At 65.9% G+C, this 19365-nt stretch carries 14 protein-coding genes; 6 read left to right on the top strand and 8 right to left on the bottom strand.

From position 1 onward, the window contains the following. Positions 1-337: 337 nt before the first annotated feature. The 3 genes from fmdA to ACN0WF_RS15245 all read left to right on the top strand — a co-directional run bounded on the left by fmdA (position 338) and on the right by ACN0WF_RS15245 (position 2539). Positions 338-1564, top strand: a complete 1227-nt coding sequence (gene fmdA, locus ACN0WF_RS15255; protein ID WP_417773629.1) for a formamidase — start codon at positions 338-340, stop codon at positions 1562-1564. 87 nt (positions 1565-1651) lie between these two features. Then, entirely contained in the window at positions 1652-2164 is a 513-nt protein-coding gene (locus ACN0WF_RS15250; protein WP_417773628.1) for an AmiS/UreI family transporter, read from the top strand. 72 nt (positions 2165-2236) lie between these two features. Then, on the top strand, positions 2237-2539 hold the full coding sequence (locus tag ACN0WF_RS15245; RefSeq protein WP_417773627.1) for an FmdB family zinc ribbon protein: 303 nt from the start codon (positions 2237-2239) through the stop codon (positions 2537-2539). 88 nt (positions 2540-2627) lie between these two features. Here ACN0WF_RS15245 and ACN0WF_RS15240 read toward each other — a convergent pair whose 3' ends face one another. From ACN0WF_RS15240 to ACN0WF_RS15215, 6 genes are all read right to left on the bottom strand, one after another. Continuing rightward, positions 2628-3752 (bottom strand): ABC transporter ATP-binding protein, encoded by a 1125-nt coding sequence (locus tag ACN0WF_RS15240; protein ID WP_417773626.1) that lies wholly within the window; start codon positions 3750-3752, stop codon positions 2628-2630. 1 nt (position 3753) lies between these two features. Beyond that, positions 3754-5481 (bottom strand): ABC transporter permease, encoded by a 1728-nt coding sequence (locus ACN0WF_RS15235; RefSeq protein ID WP_417773625.1) that lies wholly within the window; start codon positions 5479-5481, stop codon positions 3754-3756. Between the two features lie 126 nt (positions 5482-5607). Continuing rightward, positions 5608-6963 carry an ABC transporter substrate-binding protein gene (locus ACN0WF_RS15230; RefSeq protein WP_417773624.1) on the bottom strand — a complete coding sequence of 452 codons (1356 nt, stop codon included), beginning with the start codon at positions 6961-6963 and terminating at the stop codon, positions 5608-5610. Positions 6964-7134: 171 nt separating this feature from the next. Beyond that, entirely contained in the window at positions 7135-8499 is a 1365-nt protein-coding gene (locus tag ACN0WF_RS15225) for a sigma-54-dependent transcriptional regulator (RefSeq protein WP_417773623.1), read from the bottom strand. After that, entirely contained in the window at positions 8496-10499 is a 2004-nt protein-coding gene (locus tag ACN0WF_RS15220; RefSeq protein ID WP_417773622.1) for a sensor histidine kinase, read from the bottom strand. The genes ACN0WF_RS15225 and ACN0WF_RS15220 overlap by 4 nt, the downstream gene beginning before the upstream one ends. Then, on the bottom strand, positions 10496-11878 hold the full coding sequence (locus ACN0WF_RS15215) for an ABC transporter substrate-binding protein (protein WP_417773621.1): 1383 nt from the start codon (positions 11876-11878) through the stop codon (positions 10496-10498). The genes ACN0WF_RS15220 and ACN0WF_RS15215 overlap by 4 nt, the downstream gene beginning before the upstream one ends. A 314-nt stretch (positions 11879-12192) precedes the next feature. Here ACN0WF_RS15215 and ACN0WF_RS15210 point away from each other — a divergent pair, with 314 nt between their 5' ends. The 3 genes from ACN0WF_RS15210 to ACN0WF_RS15200 all read left to right on the top strand — a co-directional run bounded on the left by ACN0WF_RS15210 (position 12193) and on the right by ACN0WF_RS15200 (position 16414). Further along, positions 12193-13161, top strand: a complete 969-nt coding sequence (locus ACN0WF_RS15210) for a helix-turn-helix domain-containing protein (RefSeq protein WP_417773620.1) — start codon at positions 12193-12195, stop codon at positions 13159-13161. A gap of 134 nt (positions 13162-13295) precedes the next feature. Beyond that, entirely contained in the window at positions 13296-14702 is a 1407-nt protein-coding gene (locus ACN0WF_RS15205) for an aldehyde dehydrogenase family protein (protein ID WP_417773619.1), read from the top strand. 59 nt (positions 14703-14761) lie between these two features. Beyond that, positions 14762-16414, top strand: coding sequence for a GMC family oxidoreductase (locus ACN0WF_RS15200; protein ID WP_417773618.1), 1653 nt, complete (start codon positions 14762-14764; stop codon positions 16412-16414). A 66-nt stretch (positions 16415-16480) separates the two neighbouring features. Here ACN0WF_RS15200 and ACN0WF_RS15195 read toward each other — a convergent pair whose 3' ends face one another. Further along, complete coding sequence (locus ACN0WF_RS15195; protein ID WP_417773617.1) at positions 16481-18286, bottom strand: putative bifunctional diguanylate cyclase/phosphodiesterase; 1806 nt, start codon at positions 18284-18286, stop codon at positions 16481-16483. 169 nt (positions 18287-18455) lie between these two features. After that, entirely contained in the window at positions 18456-18980 is a 525-nt protein-coding gene (locus tag ACN0WF_RS15190; RefSeq protein ID WP_417773616.1) for a molybdopterin-dependent oxidoreductase, read from the bottom strand. Positions 18981-19365 lie beyond the last annotated feature (385 nt).

The following is a 19365-nucleotide window of genomic DNA, read 5'->3' as shown; positions in this document are numbered from 1 at the left end:
GGGTCGAGCACCCCGGATAAAGTCGCAGCCGCTTTACGCGCGGCCGGTGAGGAGTGACGATGCGTCGCGGGGCGCGTCTGCAGGCTCCAACGTCACAGGAAGCAAGGTTTTCCTTTGCATCTCAAGCGACAAGCCGGTTCCGGCGACCGTGCAGACACACGACGTCCGATCACGCGCCAGTTACAAAAAATTACAGGAAAGCCCCTGTTCGGAGCCGCTGGAATTACAATGGCCACCTAACCTCCGCAAGTGCAGCCGTGCGCCCGCCCGAAGACGGGACACGCGCTAGCGGGCGAGCATCCCCTGCTCGTCCCTGCCTGCATAACCGGAGGAAACCATGCCCAAGACAGTATTCTCGGTCGACCTGAACAAGGCGCCGGAAGACCACGAGATCAAGACGCACAATCGTTGGCATCCCGACATTCCAATGATCGACACCTTCAAGCGCAACGAGGTGATCCGCGTCGAGTGCCACGACTGGACCGGTGGCCAGATCGGCAACAACAACAGCGCCAATGACGTGCGAGATGTCGACCTTACCCGCGTCCACTATCTGAGCGGTCCGTTCGGCTTCGAGGGCGTGGAACCGGGCGACCTGCTTGTCGTCGACATTCTCGATATCGGTGCGAAGCCCGATTCCGAGTGGGGCTTCAACGGCCTCTTCGCCAAGGAGAACGGCGGCGGCTTCCTGACCGAGCATTACCCCGAGGCCAGCAAGTCCTGCTGGGACTTCCAGGGCATCTACACCACCTCGCGCCACATTCCCGGCGTGCGCTATCCCGGCATCATCCACCCCGGCCTGATCGGCTGCCTGCCGGACCACAAGCTGCTCGCCGAGGCGAACCGCCGCGAGGCGGAACTCGTCGCGACAGACCCGAACCGGGTGCCCCCGCTTGCCGCGCTTCCGTATTCGGACACGGCGCTGATGGGGCAGATGAAGGGCGATGCGGCCCGCAAGGCGGCGGCCGAGGCGTGGCGCACGGTTCCCCCGCGCGAGCATGGCGGCAACTGCGACATCAAGAACCTGTCGCGCGGCTCGAAGGTCTATTTCCCCGTCTACGTGAAGGGTGGCGGCCTTTCCATGGGCGACATCCACTTCTCCCAGGGCGATGGCGAGATCACCTTCTGCGGCGCCATCGAGATGGCCGGCTGGATCGACATCAGCGTCGACGTGATCAAGGGCGGCATGGCGAAATACGGGGTCATCAACCCCATCTTCAAGCCGAGCCCGATCGATCCGCATTTCGACGACTACCTGATCTTCGAGGGCATCTCGGTCGATGAGCACACGGGCGAGCAGTATTATCTCGACGCCCATGTCGCCTATCGGCGCGCCTGTCTCAACGCCATCGAATACCTGAAGAAATTCGGCTACTCGGGCGAACAGGCCTACATGATCCTGGGCACCGCGCCAGTTGAAGGACGCATCGCCGGCATTGTCGACATCCCCAATGTATGCGCGACGCTCGCCATCCCGACGGCCATCTTCGACTTCGATATCCGGCCAAATGCGTCGGGTCCGATAAAGCAGGCAATTGGAGCCGACGTCGCGAAAACGAGCTGACGCTCGGCCGCGAACCACCGTTCCATCCCGGTGTCCCGACCGGGGCGCACGCGCCCCGGTCGGGACCCTCACTCGGAGGAATGAGCCATGTTGCTCGGCTTCGCTCTGCTCTATGTCGGCGCGGTCCTCTTCCTCAACGGCCTCTGGCTGATGGGCAAGATCCAGGATCGGGAAATCGTCGTCATCAACGTCGTCTCCGGCGTCGTCACCTTCGGCGTCGCGCTGAGTTCCGCCTTCGGCGCCAATGCCGACGCGACCTCCGTGAAGGCCGGCGCGCTGACGCTGCTCTTCACCACCACCTATCTCTGGGTGGCCTACAACCGCATCGTCTCGGTCGACGGGCGCGGACTTGGCTGGTTCAGCCTGTTCGTGGCCATCACCGTGGTGCCGGTGGCCGCCCAGAGCCTTGCCTCCGCCCAGACCTTCGGCGAGGTCTGGCTCGGGCTTAACTGGGCCATCTGGGCCGTGCTCTGGTTCATGTACTTCCTGCTGCTCGGCCTGCAGAAGCCGGTCCTCAGGGCCACCGCCCTGCTGACCCTCGTGGCGGGCATCGTCACGGGGTGGATGCCAGGCTACCTGCTTCTCGACGGAATGATGTGACCCTTGGCGGACGGGGGGACACGTCGCTCTCCGTCCGCTGCCCATCAACGGACAAACGACCTGGATCGAGCCATGCCTCTCTACAACTACGTCTGCGAAGAATGCGGACCGTTCGACAGCTGGGAAAAGATGAGCAACGCGGGCGAGGCCTGCGCCTGTCCTGATTGCAGCGCACCGAGCGCCCGCGATGTGGCCGCTCCCCGGCTCAACATGATGAATTCCAAACTTCGCCGGGCGCTGAACAGTTCCGACGCCAGCACCAGCGAGCCCAAGGTGGTGAACCGCAAGCATCTTGCCGGCTGCGGCTGCGCGCTGTGCAAGGTGGGACCGAAGAAGCCCACGCCGACCCGGCACAAATGGATGATCGGCCACTAGCCCGATCCCCGCCGGCCGCCGGCCCCAACTCCTCCCGGACCGGCCAGGCCGGGGCGCTCCCGCAGGACGCCCCGGCCGTTTTTTTTGTTCAGCCCCTGATCAGCACCGCTTCCCGGTGGCGAACCCTAAGGCGCACCGGCTCGCCCTGTTCGCGACGCCCGCTGCCCTTGGTGTGAAGCTCATCGACCAGCAGCGTCTGGCCGGCGACGTCCACCATGTAGCGGATCATGCCGCCAAGGAACTCGGCCGCGCTGACCACGCCCTCAAGAACGGCATCCTCTCCGGACGGCGCGCCGCCCTCGACGATGGAGATGCTCTGCGGACGCACGACGAGCTTCGCCGGGCCGGCCTGTGCGTCGTCGGCGCAGGGCAGCGAGACACCACCCGTTCCGCGAAACACGGCGCCCTTCCCCGCGCGTTCCACCGTTCCTTCGAGCACGTTGGCGGTGCCGAGGAAGTTGGCGACGAAGGCGTTGGTCGGATTGTCGTAGACATCGTCGGGCCTGCCCACCTGCTGCACCACGCCATCCGCCATGACCGCGATGCGGTCGCAGATGGTGTTGGCCTCCTCCTGATCGTGGGTCACGAAGATGGTGGTGATGCCGAGCCGGCGTTGCAGCTTCAGCAGATCCTGGCGCATCTGCACCCGCAGATTGGCGTCGAGGTTGGACAGCGGCTCATCGAGCAGCAGCACGCGCGGCTCGACCACGATCGTTCGGGCAAGGGCGACACGCTGCTGCTGCCCGCCTGAAAGCTGGGAGGGATAGCGGTCGGCGTACTGGCTCATGCCGACGAGCTCCAGCGCCGCCTTCACCCGCTCCGCGCTTTCCGCCTTGGGCACGCGACGCTCATCGAGGCCGAAGGCCACATTGCGTGCGACCGTCATGTGCGGCCAGAGCGCGTAGCTCTGGAACACCATGCCCACGTTGCGCTTCCAGGGAGCCTGGCCGACGACATCCTGGTCGCCGAGCAGGATGCTGCCGCGCGGTGTCGGGCCGAAGCCCGCGATGGCGCGCAGCAGCGTCGACTTGCCCGACCCCGAGGGGCCGAGAAAGGCGAAGAACTCACCCGGCTCGACCTTCAGGTCGATGCCCTTGAGCACCTCGGTGCTTCCGAAGGAAAGCGACAGGTCGCGAATGTCGATGGCGACCGGCTCGACACGGCTGCCGATTTCCCCGCCGGTCGAAGCCGCCTCGGTCTTTGTCGTGCTCATTTCAGTGTCCTCCCCCGTTGTTCCCCGAGGCCGTCTGGTTGCGGCGTGCATTGTCCACGAGGCGATGCGACAGATAGGTCGCCAGTCCGACGATGATGACGGCGATGATGCCGAGCGCGGCACCCGGGCCACGGCCGGCGGCCGACTGCATGAAGAGATAGAGGCCATAGGCCAGCGGCGCGTCGCGCTCGCTCGCCACCAGCATGATCGTCGCCGACAGCTCGACCGCCGCGGTCGCGAAGCTGGTGACGAAGCCGGCGACAAGGCCGCTCGCCATCAGCGGCACGACGATGCGCCGGACGGTGCGCAGCTTCGGCGCGCCAAGATTCTCCGCCGCCTCTTCGAGCGATGGCGAGATCTGCTGGAGCGCGGCGGTGCACGAACGCAACGCATAGGGCAGCCGCCGCACGGCGAGCGCGATGACGATGATGCCCCACCAGGTGGCGAGCGGTTGGCCCGTCACCGGCATCTCGACGCCGTAGAAGACCCGAAGATAGCCGATGCCGAGCACCACACCGGGCACGGCAAGGGCCGAGATAGCCATGTAGTCCAGCCACTTGCGGCCAATGACATTGGTCCGCATGACCACATAGGCAATCGCCGTGCCGAGCAGGATGTCGATGAGCCCGGCAAGGCCGGCGTAGAGCAGCGTGTTCTGGATGAAGCCCCAGGCCGAGGTCAGCGCCGTCTCGTAGTGGGCCAGGGTGTAGCCGTCGGGAAGGACGCCGAAGGACCACACGGTGCCGAAGGACAGCAACAGCAGGCCGAGATGCGGTGCCAGCACGATGGCGAGCAGCGACAGCACGACGATGTAGCACAGCACCGCCTCATGGGTGCTCAGGTCGCGCTTCGACAGGCCGCCGCCGCCCTTCTGGGTCGTGGAGTAATCCTTGCCGCGCATCCCCAGGAAGGAGACCCACATCGCGAAGATCGAGAAGACGATCAGGATGCAGGAGATGACGTAGCCCATCGGATCGGAGATGCCGACGGAGGAGATCCGCAGATAGGCCTGCGGCGCCAGCATCGTGTTGACGTTGAGCAGCAGCGGCGTACCCAGATCGTCGAACACCTTGACGAAGACCAGCGACGCACCGGCGATGTAGCCAGGCATGGCGAGCGGAAAGACGATGCGGCGGAACATGCGCACGCCACTCGACCCGAGCATCTGCGCCGCCTCTTCCATCGACCGGTCGATGTTCTGCAGGCTTGCCGACAGGTTGATCAGGATGAAGGGAAAGTAGTGGATGCTCTGAACGAAGATGACGCCGTTCAGGCCTTCCATGAAGGGGATCGTGATCCCGAAATACTGGCGCAGAAGCAGATTGACGCTGCCGTTGGCACCGAAGAGCAGCTGCATCGCGACCGCGCCGATGAACGGAGGCATGATCAGCGGCACGAAGGCCAGCGTCTGGATGATCACCGAGCCGGAAAAATTGAACCGCGTCGTGAAATAGGCAAGCGGCAGGGCAATCGCGGTAGCGATGACCACCGAGACCGAGGCCACATATATCGAGTTGAAGAACGACTGGCGGAACAGCGAACTGGCGAAGAAGTCCTGGAAGTTGACCAGGGTGAAGCCACCGGAAGCCGGATCCTGAAAGGCGACCTGGATGACCTTCAGGACCGGGACGGCAAGAAAGGCTCCGAGGAACAGCAACACAAGGCCCGCGACGACATAAGGGCCAAGGGAAACGCTGAACACCGGTCGCCGGAGAGCTGCGGACGACATGAGGGATGCTCCATCGGGTGAGATAGCATGCAGGCCACCCGCGCCTGCCCGCGGGAGCGGGCAGGCTGGAGGCGCCCCTTTGCGGGGCACCTCTTCACGGGTTTTCTGCGGCAGGCTGAGCCTTGCTCAGAGCATCGAGCGGGCCTGTTCGGCGAGTTCGATCGCCTTGCGGTAGTTGTTCACCACCATTTCGTCCCACTGCTGCTCGACCTCGGCCTGACGGCCCTCGACCTTGGTGTCGGCCTTCTTGCGCTTGACCTTGAAGATCGCGTTGAATTCCGGATCGCTCGCCTGCTCGGCGCTCACCGGAAGCTCGTCGACAAGACCGCGGGCCTGCTCGATCAGGGCCTTGGCCTCGGCGTTCTCACCGCCGGCATCCGCGAGGGCGGCTTCCGCCGCCTGGATGGCGGCCGTCGCCTGCTGCAGGCCGTCGAGACGATAGGTGATCATCACGTCGAAGAGCGAGTTGACGACGTTGTAGCGCTTCTCGGAGATGTCGCTGTCGAAGTTGACTTCGGTCTTGATCGATCCGTCGAACGGGTTCGGCAGTCCCTCGGGAGCGCTGCCATAGGCGTTCTTGTTGACCGGAAGACGCATGATCTTCGGATCGAACAGCAGAGCCTGCCCCTTCTCCGACAGCAGGAAGTCGATGAACTTCTGCGCCGGCCCTTCATTGGGCGAGTTGGCGACAATGCCGATGTTCGCCGGCACCAGCGCTGTCACGCTCGGGTAGTGGAAGTCGACCGGGAAGCCCGACGCCTTCGACGAGAAGCCGAAGAAGTCGATGACGATGCCGATGCCGAAGGAACCGCTGTTGACGCCGTCCGGCACGCCGAAGCTGCGCTCGGTGATCGTCTTGGCGTTGCCGGAGATGGCCTTCAGCGTCTTCCAGCCCTCATCCCAGCCTTCGCCCTGGAGAAGGGTCTCGACGGTCAGGTGGGTCGTCCCGGAGCGCGAGGGAGCCGAGATGCCGACATGACCGTGGTAGATCGGCTTTTCGAGATCGCTCCACTCCTTGGGCGCCGGAAGGCCATAGGCCTCCATGTAGCGCGTATTCCACATGAAGCCGTATCCGGAGAGCGCGAAACCGAGATACTTGCCGTCCGGATCGTTGATCGGATAGCCGTTCAGGTCCGCCGGGATGCCCTCCACTTCTTTCGAGTAGCTGGTGAGCAGGTTCTGCCCCTTCAGCACCTCGAACGCATCCGGCGCCGAAGCCCAGAAAATGTCGGTCTGGTTGTTCTGCGCGGTCTCGATCAGAAACTTCACGCCCGAAGACGTGCTCTTGTTGACGACCTCGACGGTGACCGACGGATTCTCCTTCATGAAGGCCGTCTTGAAGACGTCCGTCAGATCCGAGGGAAACGAGGTGACGATGACCAGCTTGTCGTCCGCCGCATGCAGTGGCGTGGACGCCAGAAGCGCCGCCATCGCGGCACCGAAACCGAACTTGCGCAGCCGGCTTGTCTTTTTCTCAGGCATAAAGATCCTCCCAATAAGCCTGTCGCGACCAATGTGTCGCATTGACAGCAGAGCAACCTTCGCGCCAAGTGGCGACGTCCCGCACAATTTCGCCCAAATCATTGATTTTCGTTAGGTTTCGCAAGAGACGGCTTGCGTTTCTCGGGTCATTTTTGACCCAATCATGAGATATTACGTGTCACTTTCGACACGATCCTCCTCAAGAAACTCCTCCCGCCCCATGCCGTGGCGCTGCATGCGCAGATAGAGCTTCTTGCGGGGAATGCCGAGCGCATCGGCGGCTTCCTGGATGCGCCCCTTCGTGCGCGCCAGCGTCTCGCACAGCACCCGCTTCTCGAAGGCATCCATCTGCTCGGGCAGGCTGCGCGTCGAAACCGCGCCGAAGGCGTCGGCGGCGGGTTCCGCGCCAATGCCCAGCGCATAGCGGTCGGCGAAGTTGATAAGCTCACGCACGTTGCCCTTCCAGCTCCTCTCGCGCAGCCCGTCGAGAAAGCCCGGATCCGGCTCCGCCAGCTTCGCGTTCATCTTCCGGCTCATGCGGCTCGCGTAGTGCATGAAGAGGACGGGAATGTCCTCGGCGCGCTCGCGAAGCGGCGGCAACGACACACTGGCGACCGCGATGCGGTAGTAGAGGTCGGCCCTGAAGCCACCATCCGCAGATGCGGCTTCCAGGTCCACCTTGGAGGCCGCCACCACCCGCACGTCGATGGGGATCTCGTCCTTGCCGCCAAGTCGCTCGATGGTCTGCGACTGGAGCGCGCGCAGAAGCTGCGTCTGATGGGCGACGGGCATGCTCTCGATCTCGTCGAGAAACAGCGTGCCACCGCTGGCCTGTTCCAGCCGTCCGATGCGCCGCCGGTCGGCACCGGTGAAGGAGCCCGGCTCGTGGCCGAAAAGCTCGCTGGCGATCAGCGTGTCGGGCAAGGCTCCGCAGTTGAGCGCAACGAAAGGCCCGCCCTGCCGGGGACCGAGCCGATGCAGCGCCTGAGCGACGACCTCCTTGCCAGACCCGGTCTCGCCATAGATGACCGTGTTCACGTCGGCCGCCGCGATCGCCGTGATCCGCTGGCGCAGCCGGCGCATCGCCTCGCTGTTGCCGATCAGGTGCTTGTCGATGGCATAGGCCTCGCCGGCCTTGCGCGACAGCCGCCGGTTCTCCAGCACCAGCGCACGCATCCGCATGGCGCGTTCGACCACGGCCAGAAGCGCCTCCGGCTCGGCCGGCTTCTCGATGAAGTCATAGGCCCCCTTGCGCACGGCGGCGACCGCCATCGGCACGTCGCCATGCCCCGTGACGATGATGACGGGGATGTCCGCATCCACCGCCTGAACCGCGGCCAGAAGCGTCATGCCGTCCATGCCCGGCATCCGCAGATCGGTGACGACAACGCCCGGCCAATTGGCGTCGAGCGCAGCAAGCGCGGCGCGTCCGTCGGCAAAGGCGCGCGGCTCGTAGACGTCCAGCGCCAGCGTTTCCGCCCAAGCGTTGCGAATTTCCGCCTCGTCGTCGACGAGGATCACCTGCGCCGCACTCATGACTTGAACAGCTCCACGGTCGCCATCACGCCTCCTCCCTTTCTCGCCCTCACGTCCAGCCGCCCTCCCAGGTCGCGTATCACATTGTAGGAAATGGAAAGTCCAAGACCCAGCCCCTCGCCCGGGGGCTTCGTCGTGAAGAACGGATCGAACAGTTTTCCCAGCGTCGCCTCGTCGAGCCCCACGCCATTGTCCTCGACACGGATGCGGGCAAGCTTGGCCGTCTCGCTGACCCTCAGCTTCAGCACCGGCGCGGGCGTATCGCCCATCGCGTCGAGCGCGTTGCTGACGAGATTGACAAGCACCTGCTCAAGTAGGGCAGGCTCGGTCATCACATGAACGCTGTGGTCGGGGTGGCGGATATCGACGCGCACGCCCTCGCGCGCAATGCGCTCGCCGAACAGCGACAGGGCGTTTGTCAGGACCTCCATCGCGTCATGCCGGCTCAGCACCTCCTGCGGCCGGCGCGCGAAGGTCTTCAGGTGGTTGGACGACGCCGACAGGCGCTTGATCAGCCGCTCGATGTCGCCAAGCTTCTCGCGGCATTTCTCCACATCCTCGCGGTCGAGATAGCGGATGGCGTTGTGGGCATAGGAGCGCATCGCGGTCAGCGGCTGGTTGAACTCATGGGCGATGCCGGCGGAAAGCTGGCCAAGGGCTGCGAGCTTTGCTGCCTGAACGAGTTCCGCCTGGGTCTCGCGCAGGTCCGTTTCCGCCTGCCGGCGGCGCGCGACCTCATGTGTCAGCGTGGCATTGGTCTCCCGCAGTTCCCGCGCGCGCAGGTCGAGCGCGTGCGACCGGTCGCGGAACAGCCGCACCGCATCGGCAAGCTGGCCGATCTCGTCGCGCCCGGAGACCGCCACCTCGATCCCCGTCTCGCCGGCGGCGATCCGGCGCATGGAGGAGAGCACCTGCATCAGGCGGCGAAACAGCCGGCCACGCACAAAGACATAGGAAAACAGCACCAACAGCGCCAGCAGCACCGCCGTGCCGAGGGCGTTGAAGAGCCTGCCGCCGACGATGATCTCGCCGATCCTCTGCGAGGCCGCGCTCGACCTGCGGCCGGTTTCGCGCACCGCGCCGGCGACGATGTCGCCGAGTTCCTTCAGCAGGGCGCTGTTGGTCTCCTGCAACTGGATGCTCTGCGCCAGCAGGCCGCTTTCGGCGAGACGACGGTCGAGCAGGCTGTCCGGCCCGGACGCGAAGCCGGCGATGTCGCTCCAGATCTGGCGCAGCGTGATGGTGCTGGCGTTCCCGGCCAGGAGTTCGGCACTGGTGTTGCCCTCCTCCACCGCCTCGGAGAGCCGGCCGCGCAGGTTCTCGATCATCCGGAAGTCAGTCTCGCCGACGCCGCGCAGCATCATGCCGACGGCAAGGTTGGCGCTTGCGTGCAGCCGTCCGAGGGCCTCGGTCATGCGCACTTCCCGCGCGACGCGCCCGCGTCGCCAAGGCTCCTCGACGGCGGCCCCGTCGCCGGTCTCCAGCGCGCTCTGGACGTTGAACTGCGCGTCGACCAGCAGCGGGTCGATTTCCAGCAGGAAGTCGCCATGCAGCCGGTTGAGACGGGCCGTGTTCTCCTTGCGCGCCTCGGCCAGGCGGAAGCGGCGCGAGACGTTGCGATCAAGCTCGAGGACGTTCGCCTCGACCCCCGACAGCACCTGCGTCAGGCCGGGAAACCCGCCCGCGGGCCCGGCGCCAGCGGCAAGCTGGTCGCGCAGGGCCGCGAAGTGGCCATCGAGGCGACGCATCGCGTTCTCGCGGTCGAATCTTGTGCGTGCATCGCCGAGCGCGGGCACATCGACACGGATCGCCTGGCCGATTTCCGCAAGCCGGGCGCTGCCGGCCGATGTCGCAAGGGTGTCCGAGGCAAGGTCGGCGACCGTGCGCCCGACGCTGCCCAGCGTCACATTGGTGATCAGCGTCGCCACGACCGCGAGCCCGGCCGCCGCAGCCAGCGCCGCCAGAAGCTTCGACTTCAGCGAGGTGAAATCCGGCGTCACGGTCTGGATGTTCCGGTTTCGGCTTCGTCGGCGCTCGCGCCTTCATCCAGACGCGCGCCCGCCCTCGCGACCAGCTCCCGCGCCTTGAGGAAACGGCTGGCGAAATCGCGCGACCAGCTGTCCCGCAGATTGCTGCCCTCGCCGGAATAGGCAAGCGTGCCGAGCCCGCCGCCGCGTCCCAGTTCGCCGGCAAGCTCGACCGCGTCCGACATGAAGGAGGCAACGGGGACGGCCTCGAGCTGGCCCCGCGCCGCGCCGGCCAGCGCCCGGGCCTCGGCCATCGCCTCGAACCGCGGATCCGCCTCCAATCGGTCGATCTGCGACCAGAGCTCGGCAAGCTCCAGATGCCGGTAGGTGATCATCTCGTCGAACAGCGCGGCGACCACCGGCAGCCTGCGGGCGGCAAGATCGGCGTCGAAGACCGGCACGGCATCCGCCCGTGCCTCGGCAGTGCTGGCGTCGGCCCCGCGCTCGCCCATCGCGCGCTCCCGCAGGCCGGTGCGAACGGGGATGCGCGCGATCGCCGGACGCAGAAGCAGGTTCTGGCCGATATCGGAACGCAGGAAGACCACGAAACCGGAGGCGCGCGGGTTGTCCGCGCCGGCAAGGGTAAGGGCCGCGCTCGCGGGAAACAGCAGACCCGGAACGAGCGCACGAAAGGCGATGGGCGCCTGCCCGTGTTCACGCGCCTTGGCGAGAAAGTCGATCCCCACGCCGAAGGCGAAACGGTCGTTGGCGACGCCGTCGCGAACGCCGAAACTGCGCGCCGTAACCGTCGCCAGATTGCCTCCGAGCCTTGAAAGAAGCGCCCATCCGTCGCGCCAGCCCAACCTCTGCAGCACGGTTTCGACGAAGAGGTGGGTCGTGCCGCTGCGGGCCGGAGAGGACATGCCGATGCGGCCGCGAAACCGGCCCTGCGCCAGTGCCGCCAGATCGTCGGGCGCGGGCAGGTCCACCCTCTCCGGTTTCCACATGACGCCGAGTTCGGAGAGCGCGAAGCCGAAGCGCGTGCCGTTGGGCGCATCGACGGCGATGCCGCCGAAGGCCTCGGCCGGTTCGACCAGGTCGGGACGGCGCGCAAGCAGGCCCTGCGTGTCGAGCACGGAAAAGGCAACCGGCGAGCTTGCCCAGATCACGTCGGCGACCGGCCTGCGGCGCTCGCGCACATGCCGGATCAGGGCGATGGTGTTCTTGTTGGTGACGCAGACCCGGGCATTGCTCTGCGCCGAGAAGGCCTCGACGAAGGGTGCATAGAAACTCTCGGGATAGGAGGTCAGCACATGCAGGCCGCAGGCGTCCCCGCCGGCAGCGTCCGCCGGCGCGGCGGCGAGCATGGCAAGGCACAAGGCCGCAAGCCGGAAAAGCAGCGGTCGCCGCACGACATCCTCCCGAAACCCGGGATGCAGCAGCCCCCGAGTTTCCTTGCTGGTGCTTGCGAGGGCCGCGCCCCTTTGCCTCCCGGCACGCATATCCCCGCTTCTGCGGGCAGACAATAGCGGCGGTGGTGCGTCAGCGCCATAGGCTGCCCAGCCGCTCCCTCTGCCGTGCACATCCGCCGCCCCGTCGCGCGAACAACCGCCGATTGCCCTTTGACGCCAACCGGCCCAAGACTATAGTCGACCGTCTGGTCGGTGAATTCGGGAGCTCGCTTTCCCATCGCCAGACTCGATCATTGGGGTTTGGGAGGAGTCCAATGTTGCAGTACGACCCACGCCTGCATGCCGCCGCTAGCGGGAGCAGCGCCCGCCCCCTCGCGGACGCCGCATTGCCGGTCGACAGCTACAACCGGCAGCTCTTCGATGTATGCGGCGCCTTCAGCGTCGAGCCGTCGCCGCATTCCTCGGGGGTTGTCCATGGCGCCGTGAGCCAGGGGCGCGTCGGTCGCTTCGACACCGCCTTCGTCTCGCTCGATGCGCGCCGCATCCTGCGCGACGCGCGCATGATCCGGCAGGATCCGGGGGAACACCTCTTCCTGCTGGTTCAGGAAGAAGGCGACTGCGAAATCCTCCAGGGCGACAGCCGCACCCGGCTCGCCACCGGCGACATGTTCATCGTGGATTCGACGCGCCCCTCCGATTTCGTCTTCTCCGGCGTTCGCTCGCACCAGATTTCCCTGCACCTTCCACGAGACGAGGCCGTCCGCCGCCTGGGCGAGGCCTGCACCACCGGTGTCGGCATAGACCGCAAGGATCCGCTGTTCCAGGCGCTCCGGCTCGTTATCGGACGCATGGTCCAGGGCGGCGAGGCGGCCGAGGCACCGCTGAGCGAAGCCCTGTTCAATCTGCTGGGCGCCTATTTCAGCGCCAGGGAGAATCCGACCGACCGACGTGACGACACGATGTATGAGGCCGCGCTCAGGGCCATCGCGACGCGCGCCGCAGACCCGCGGTTCGGCCTGGACGAACTGGCCGGCGACCTGGGCGTCTCGCGGCGCACGCTGCAGCGCCTTTTCGGCCGCAATGGCGACACGGTCTCGGGTCGGCTTCTCGCCGCGCGGCTCGAGGTGGCGTGGTCGCGCCTTCAGTCGCTTCCTGCCGACAACCGCCGCGCCTCGATCGCCATGCTCGCCTTCGACTGCGGCTTCAACGACCTCTCCTATTTCTACCGCGTCTTCCGCGCCCGCTTCGGCCTGGCCCCCGGCGACCTGCTCCGTCGTGCCTGAGCGTGACGCGATAGTCCAATCCGACTGTCACAATCCGCCAAGACCTGCCGGAGCACCGCCCCCATAGTCACGGGAGAGCGTGTCGTGGACCCTGCGCACCGGTCCGCGCCGCACAAGCAGGAGGAGACGACCCCGTGACAGAACCGACCCTGACCATCGCCGGAAAGCCGCATCCCGTCGACGCCCGTTTCGATGTGTTCAACCCGTCGACAGGCGCGCTCGCCGGACGTGCACCGAACGCCTCTCTCGCCGATCTCGACGAGGCGGTGGCCGCCGCGAAGCAGGCCTTCGTGTCCTGGTCGCAAACTCCCGATGCCGAGTTGAGAGCCGCCTGCGAGGCCGTGACGGCGAAGATCGGCGAACACGCCGAGGAGCTCGCCCGCCTGCTGACGCTCGAGCAGGGCAAGCCGCTCAACGGTCTCGGCTCGCGCTGGGAGATCGGCGGCGCGCAGGCCTGGGCGGCGCATACGGCCTCCCTCTCGCTGCCGGTCAAGCTGCTCCAGGACGACAACACCGGCCGGGTCGAACTGCACCGCAAGCCGATCGGCGTCGTCGGCTCCATCACGCCGTGGAACTTCCCCGTCATGATCGCCGTGTGGCACATCCTGCCGGCCCTGCGCACCGGCAACACGGTCGTCATCAAGCCCTCGCCACACACGCCCCTTTCCACGCTTCGGCTTGTCGAGCTGATGAACGAGGTGCTGCCGGCCGGCGTCGTCAACATCGTCACCGGCGACGACGGCGAGACGAACCTCGGCGGCGCGATGTCGACCCACCCGGACATCGGCAAGATCGTCTTCACCGGCTCCGGGCCGACCGGCACCAGGGTCATGCAGTCGGCCGCCGCCACGCTGAAGCGCCTGACGCTGGAGCTTGGCGGCAATGACGCCGGCATCGTGCTTCCCGACGCCGATCCGAAGCAGATCGCCGAGGGGCTCTTCTGGGGCGCCTTCCTCAACAACGGCCAGACCTGCGCGGCGATGAAGCGCCTCTATGTTCACGACAGCATCCACGACGCGGTGTGCGAGGCGCTCGTCGACTACGCCCGCAACGTGCCCGTTGGCGACGGTCTGGCGGAGGGCTCCATCCTCGGGCCGGTGCAGAACCGAATGCAGTTCGACAAGGTGAAGCGGCTCGTGGAGGACGCGAAAGGCCGCGGCGAGGTGCTCATCGGCGGAACGCCCGGCGAGGGTCTGTTCTTCCCGCCGACCATTGTCAGCGGGCTCGCGAACGGCGATCCGCTCGTCGATGAGGAGCAGTTCGGCCCCGCCCTCCCGGTGATCCGCTACACGGATGTGGAAGAGGCCATCGCGGCCGCGAACGACAGCCCGAACGGTCTCGGTGGCTCTGTGTGGAGCAGCGACATCGAAGCCGCGCGCAAGCTGGCGCTGCGGCTGGAATGCGGGTCCGTGTGGATCAACAAACACGGCATGATCCAGCCCAACGCGCCCTTCGGCGGCGTCAAGGGCTCGGGGATCGGCGTGGAGTTCGGCGAGGAAGGCCTCGCCGAATACACCGACATCCAGGTCGTCTTCAGCTGACCGCGAGGGCCGCCGGGGAAGCGGCCTCGCACAACGACCGTCGTTCAAGGGAGGAACGCATGAAGAAAGAACGGAAATCGCCGACCGGGCTCACGCGCCGGTCGTTCATCGGCCACACCATCGTCGCCTCGGGCGTGCTCACGCTCGGCAACGGGCTGCTGGGCGCCTCGATCAACCCCGCCAAGGCCGACGAGCAGAGCTACGACTACATCGTCTGCGGCGCCGGCTCGGCCGGCTGCGTGCTCGCCAACCGCCTGTCGGCCGATGGTGCCTCGGTGCTCTTGATCGAGGCGGGCGGTCCCGACACCAGCGAGTTGATCACCACGCCGATGCGCCTCATCGAGCTGTGGCGCACGGAATACGACTGGGCGTATGAGACCGTGCCGCAGGAGCATGCCCACGACCGCAAGCTGTTCTGGCCGCGCGGCAAGGTGCTCGGCGGCTCCTCCTCGCTCAACGGCATGATCTACGTGCGCGGCGACCGGAGCGACTACGACGGCTGGGCCGCGCTCGGCAACGAGGGCTGGGACTACGAGAGCGTTCTGCCCTACTTCAAGAAGTCCGAGGACTACGACAAGGGCGCCAACGCCTATCACGGTGCCGGCGGCCTGCTGCATGTCACCTCCGAGTTCGAGCCGCATCCGGTGACCAGGGCCATCGTCGAGGCCGCCGTCGAGGCCGGCTATCCGCTCAACGAGGACACCAACGGCGAGACGCAGTTGGGCGTGGCCTACACCGACCTGACGACAAAGGACGGCAAGCGCCATTCAACGGCCGTCGCCTTCCTTCAGCCGGCGCTGGAGCGGGAGAACCTGACGCTGATCACCAACGCGCGGGTGCACCGGGCGGAGATCGAGGGCGGCCGCGCCTCCGGCGTCACCTACATGCAGGCCGGCAAGACCGTCACCGTGAAGGCGAACAAGGAGGTCATCCTGAGCGGAGGAGCGCTCGAGAGCCCGCGCATCCTGATGCTGTCCGGCATCGGCGAGAAGGATCAGCTCGAGGCCATCGGCGTTCCCGTCGTGCTCGATCTTCCCGGCGTCGGCAAGAACCTGCACGACCACACGCTGCTTCCGGTCATCTGGGAAGGCGCAAAGGAGATCCCGCCACCCTCCGACATGTCGATCCAGCCGCTGCATGGCCACGCCTTCATGAAGTCGAGCGACACCAGGCCGGGACCGGACATCCAGCCGCTGTTCTTCCATGTGCCCTATTATGCGCCCGAGCAGGAGGCCGTGACGCCGAACGCCTTCACGCTGAATGCCGCCGGCATCAACCCGACCAGCCGCGGCGAGATCCGCCTGACCAGTGCCGACCCGGAAGCCGCGATGGAAATCGACCCGAAGGTGCTTTCGACGGACTACGACGTGGCAACGCTTGTCACCTCGATCCGCCGCAACCGCGAGATCGCCGCGCAATCGGCGCTCGCCGACTGGAAGGGCCGGGAGATCTACCCGGGCGAGGACAAGCAGAGCGACGCGGAGCTTGCCGACTACGCCCGCAGCGCGGTGATGTCCTACCACCACCAGTGCGGCACCTGCAAAATGGGCCAGGACGACATGGCTGTCGTCGACGACCGGCTGAAGGTACGTGGCATCGAAGGGCTGCGCGTGGTCGATGCCTCGATCATGCCCTCGGTGACTTCGGGCAACACCAACGCACCGGTGATCATGATCGCGGAAAAGGCCGCCGACATGATCCTGGCGGGCTGACGCGCGCCCGCAAGCAAGAGAAGAACAAGGAGGGCGGCGAACTCGCCCGCCCTCCTCGCCTGCCCCTCAGATCTGACTGTTCAGTCGCAGGACCTGGCCGTCATCGTCGGAGGCATAGACAAAGCTACGGCGAAACTCGAAAAGCAGGTCGCCAACCATCGGCCGGCCGATGTGAAAGCCTTGCGCGAGGGGACAACCGGCCTCCGCCGCGAAGCTCAGATCGTCCTCCGTCTCGACCCCCTCCACGACCGTCTCCGCGCCGAGCGTTTCCGCAAGACGAACGATGCCCGTGACAATGCTGCGCCGCGTGTGCTCGTCGCCCTCGCGCAGGAATGAGCGGTCGATCTTCAGCACGTCCGGCTTGAGGCGGGCCAGATAGGCGATGTTCGAGTAGCCGGTGCCGAAGTCGTCGAGGGCGAGGCGAACGCCGAGCTCGGCCAGTTTCGCCAGGTTGCTCATGACCTGATCGCAGTCGCTGAGCAGCAGCCGTTCCGTAATCTCGACCTCGAGCAGGCGGCTCGGCAATCCCGTGAGCCTCAGCGCTTCCGCCACCTGATCGACGAGATCGACGCGGCGAAAGCTCTGTGGGGAGATGTTCACCGCGATACGGATCGGGCCATCGGGATCGCGAGCCAGGTCCTTCGCCATCCGGCAGGCTTCATCGAGCGCGAATCTGTCGATCTGGGAGATCTGTCCGCTTTCCTCGGCGACGGGAATGAACTCGTCGGGCGGGATCACCCGGCCGGTCTCGCCGCACCGCCAGCGCACCAGCGCCTCCGCACCGACAAGCCGTCCGTCCGAGATCCGCAACTGCGGCTGGAACTCAAGGAAAAGCTCGCGCCCGGCGATGGCGCTTTCAAGCCGCCGGCTCAGGGCTTCCGAGCGGCTGCGCCGTCCCGCCATCGCAGCATCATAGAACACCAGTCGGCCGCGCCCGGCGTCCTTTGCCTCGTAGAGGGCGGCGTCGGCGTTCGTCATGACGTCGTCGATCGTCGCCCCGTCGGCGGGCCACATGGCAACGCCGCAGCTCACGCCAACCGCCACGGCCTCTCCCTGGAATTCAACGACGGTCGGCTCCGAAATGCTTCTGGCAAGCAGGGTGTCGAGCGCTGCGGGATCATCGGGGCACAGTTCCGCCGCGACCACGAACTCGTCTCCGCCCCAGCGGGCGACGATGCCACGCCCGGCGAATTCGGCGACCAGCCAGTCCGCCACCGAGACAAGCGCCGCATCGCCGGCGGCATGGCCGAACCGGTCGTTCGCCGCCTTGAAGCGGTCGAGATCGAACACCATCAGGGCGTGGGGCCGGGGAGCGGGCCGCGCCTCGAGTTCATGCGCCCATTCGGCGAAGCCGCGCCTGTTGGCAAGTCCGGTCAGGCTGTCACGGCCGTTTGCCTTGCGCAGCTCCTCCATGACAAGCCGGTTGCGATAGAACAGGCCGAGCGAGATAGAGGTGAGGACAAGCAGAAGGGCAACGCCGCCGACCACCTCATAGCGCGCCTTGGCCGACTGTTCGATCTGCTGACGGTACAGCGTGTCGATCTCGGCCTCGACGCTGCGCGTGAAGTCCCCGATCTCGCGCAAAAGCCGGGAACTGACGGCTCTCAGCTCGTCGAGCGTGCCGACGTCGATCGGGCGCCCCGCCTTCACCAGCTTGTCGAGGCCGGTCATCAGCGTATCCGTCAGGCCCGAAACATTCGACAGGGGATCGGCCATCGGACCGCGTGCCAGACCGCGCAGCATCTCCAGGCGCACATACAGATGATCTGCCGTATCGGACAGCATCCGGTGCGCATCCACGGAAGCGGGGTTGAATTTCAAGGATTCGAGAAAGGTCTCGACCCGCGCGATCTCTGCATAGGTGTATCGCATGTGGCGAATAAGCTGCTGCCCGTTGGCTGGCGGCGGGCTCTTCAGCGTCTCGACGCCCCTGATCACGATAAGGGAGGCAAGAAATCCGAAACACAGAAAAATGATGCCAAGAATCCAGGAATATCGCCGATGGCGGAGAACCAGCTTGGCAGATGCCCTCATCATCGCCTCACCAGCCGATTTCGGAAAGCAGCCAGACGCTGCGATCAACATAGACGTGATCGTAGAGCTCCGGATAAATGACAGTGGGATAGATCAGCCGCGCCGGTCCCCGGCTGCGCACGCTCAACGGCTTGCCGTCGAGCCGGGTCGCAACCACCAGAGGCCAGCGCTCCCAGTCGCCGCGCGGCACCTCCTCGGCATATCCGTCCGAGGCACGCAAGGTCACGGCCGGGGCGTCACCGCCACCCAGCGCCTTCAAAAGATCTGACAGAAGTACCCCCTGGAACCGGGACACCGCCTCTTCCGCGGTTGCCCTGCCCTCGATCTCGACCATTGGAAGCTGCTCGATTTCCCGGATCGTAATGTCGCGCGTTGCCCCGTTCCCGACGACGCGAATGGTTGCCTTCATCTGCTCCTGCGCCGCCTCCGCCGGGGGGCTGTAGGCGGGAAGCCCGGCGGCGGGCGCGCGAACCACGCCCGCGAAGACTGCAAAAACGGACAATATCGCGACAAGAATTCGAAATTGAGTCACGATACGTCTCCTTTTCTGCGTGCGGGCGGGCGCTGCGGGTGCCGCAAAGATGCATGGCGGCGCGGTCCCCGGCCTGCATGCAGCACCCGATCATAACGCCTCTTGAAAAGCGGGCGACGCCCCTCCTGCGAGCCACTGTCGACGATCTGGTTTAATAAATCTGATTCATCACTGGCGAAAACCACATAATGACGTTACGGCATCAAAAATCCATCCCGCTCCGGCAATCGCCCCGCCATGGCATGCAAGGGGCGCGACCGCACTGGAAAGACCCGTGCCCGGGGACTGGACATCACATGATTTTTCATGAACATCCGCGTTTATGCTTGCTTCATCTCACTTCCCCCGATGCCGTCGCCACCACGACCGCCGCGGGGACCAGGTC

It is taken from the genome of Stappia sp. (assembly GCF_048268045.1).
Classification (GTDB): Bacteria; Pseudomonadota; Alphaproteobacteria; order Rhizobiales; family Stappiaceae; genus Stappia.
Note: the sequence above shows the minus strand (reverse complement) of the source record. Positions and strands in the feature narration are given on the sequence as shown.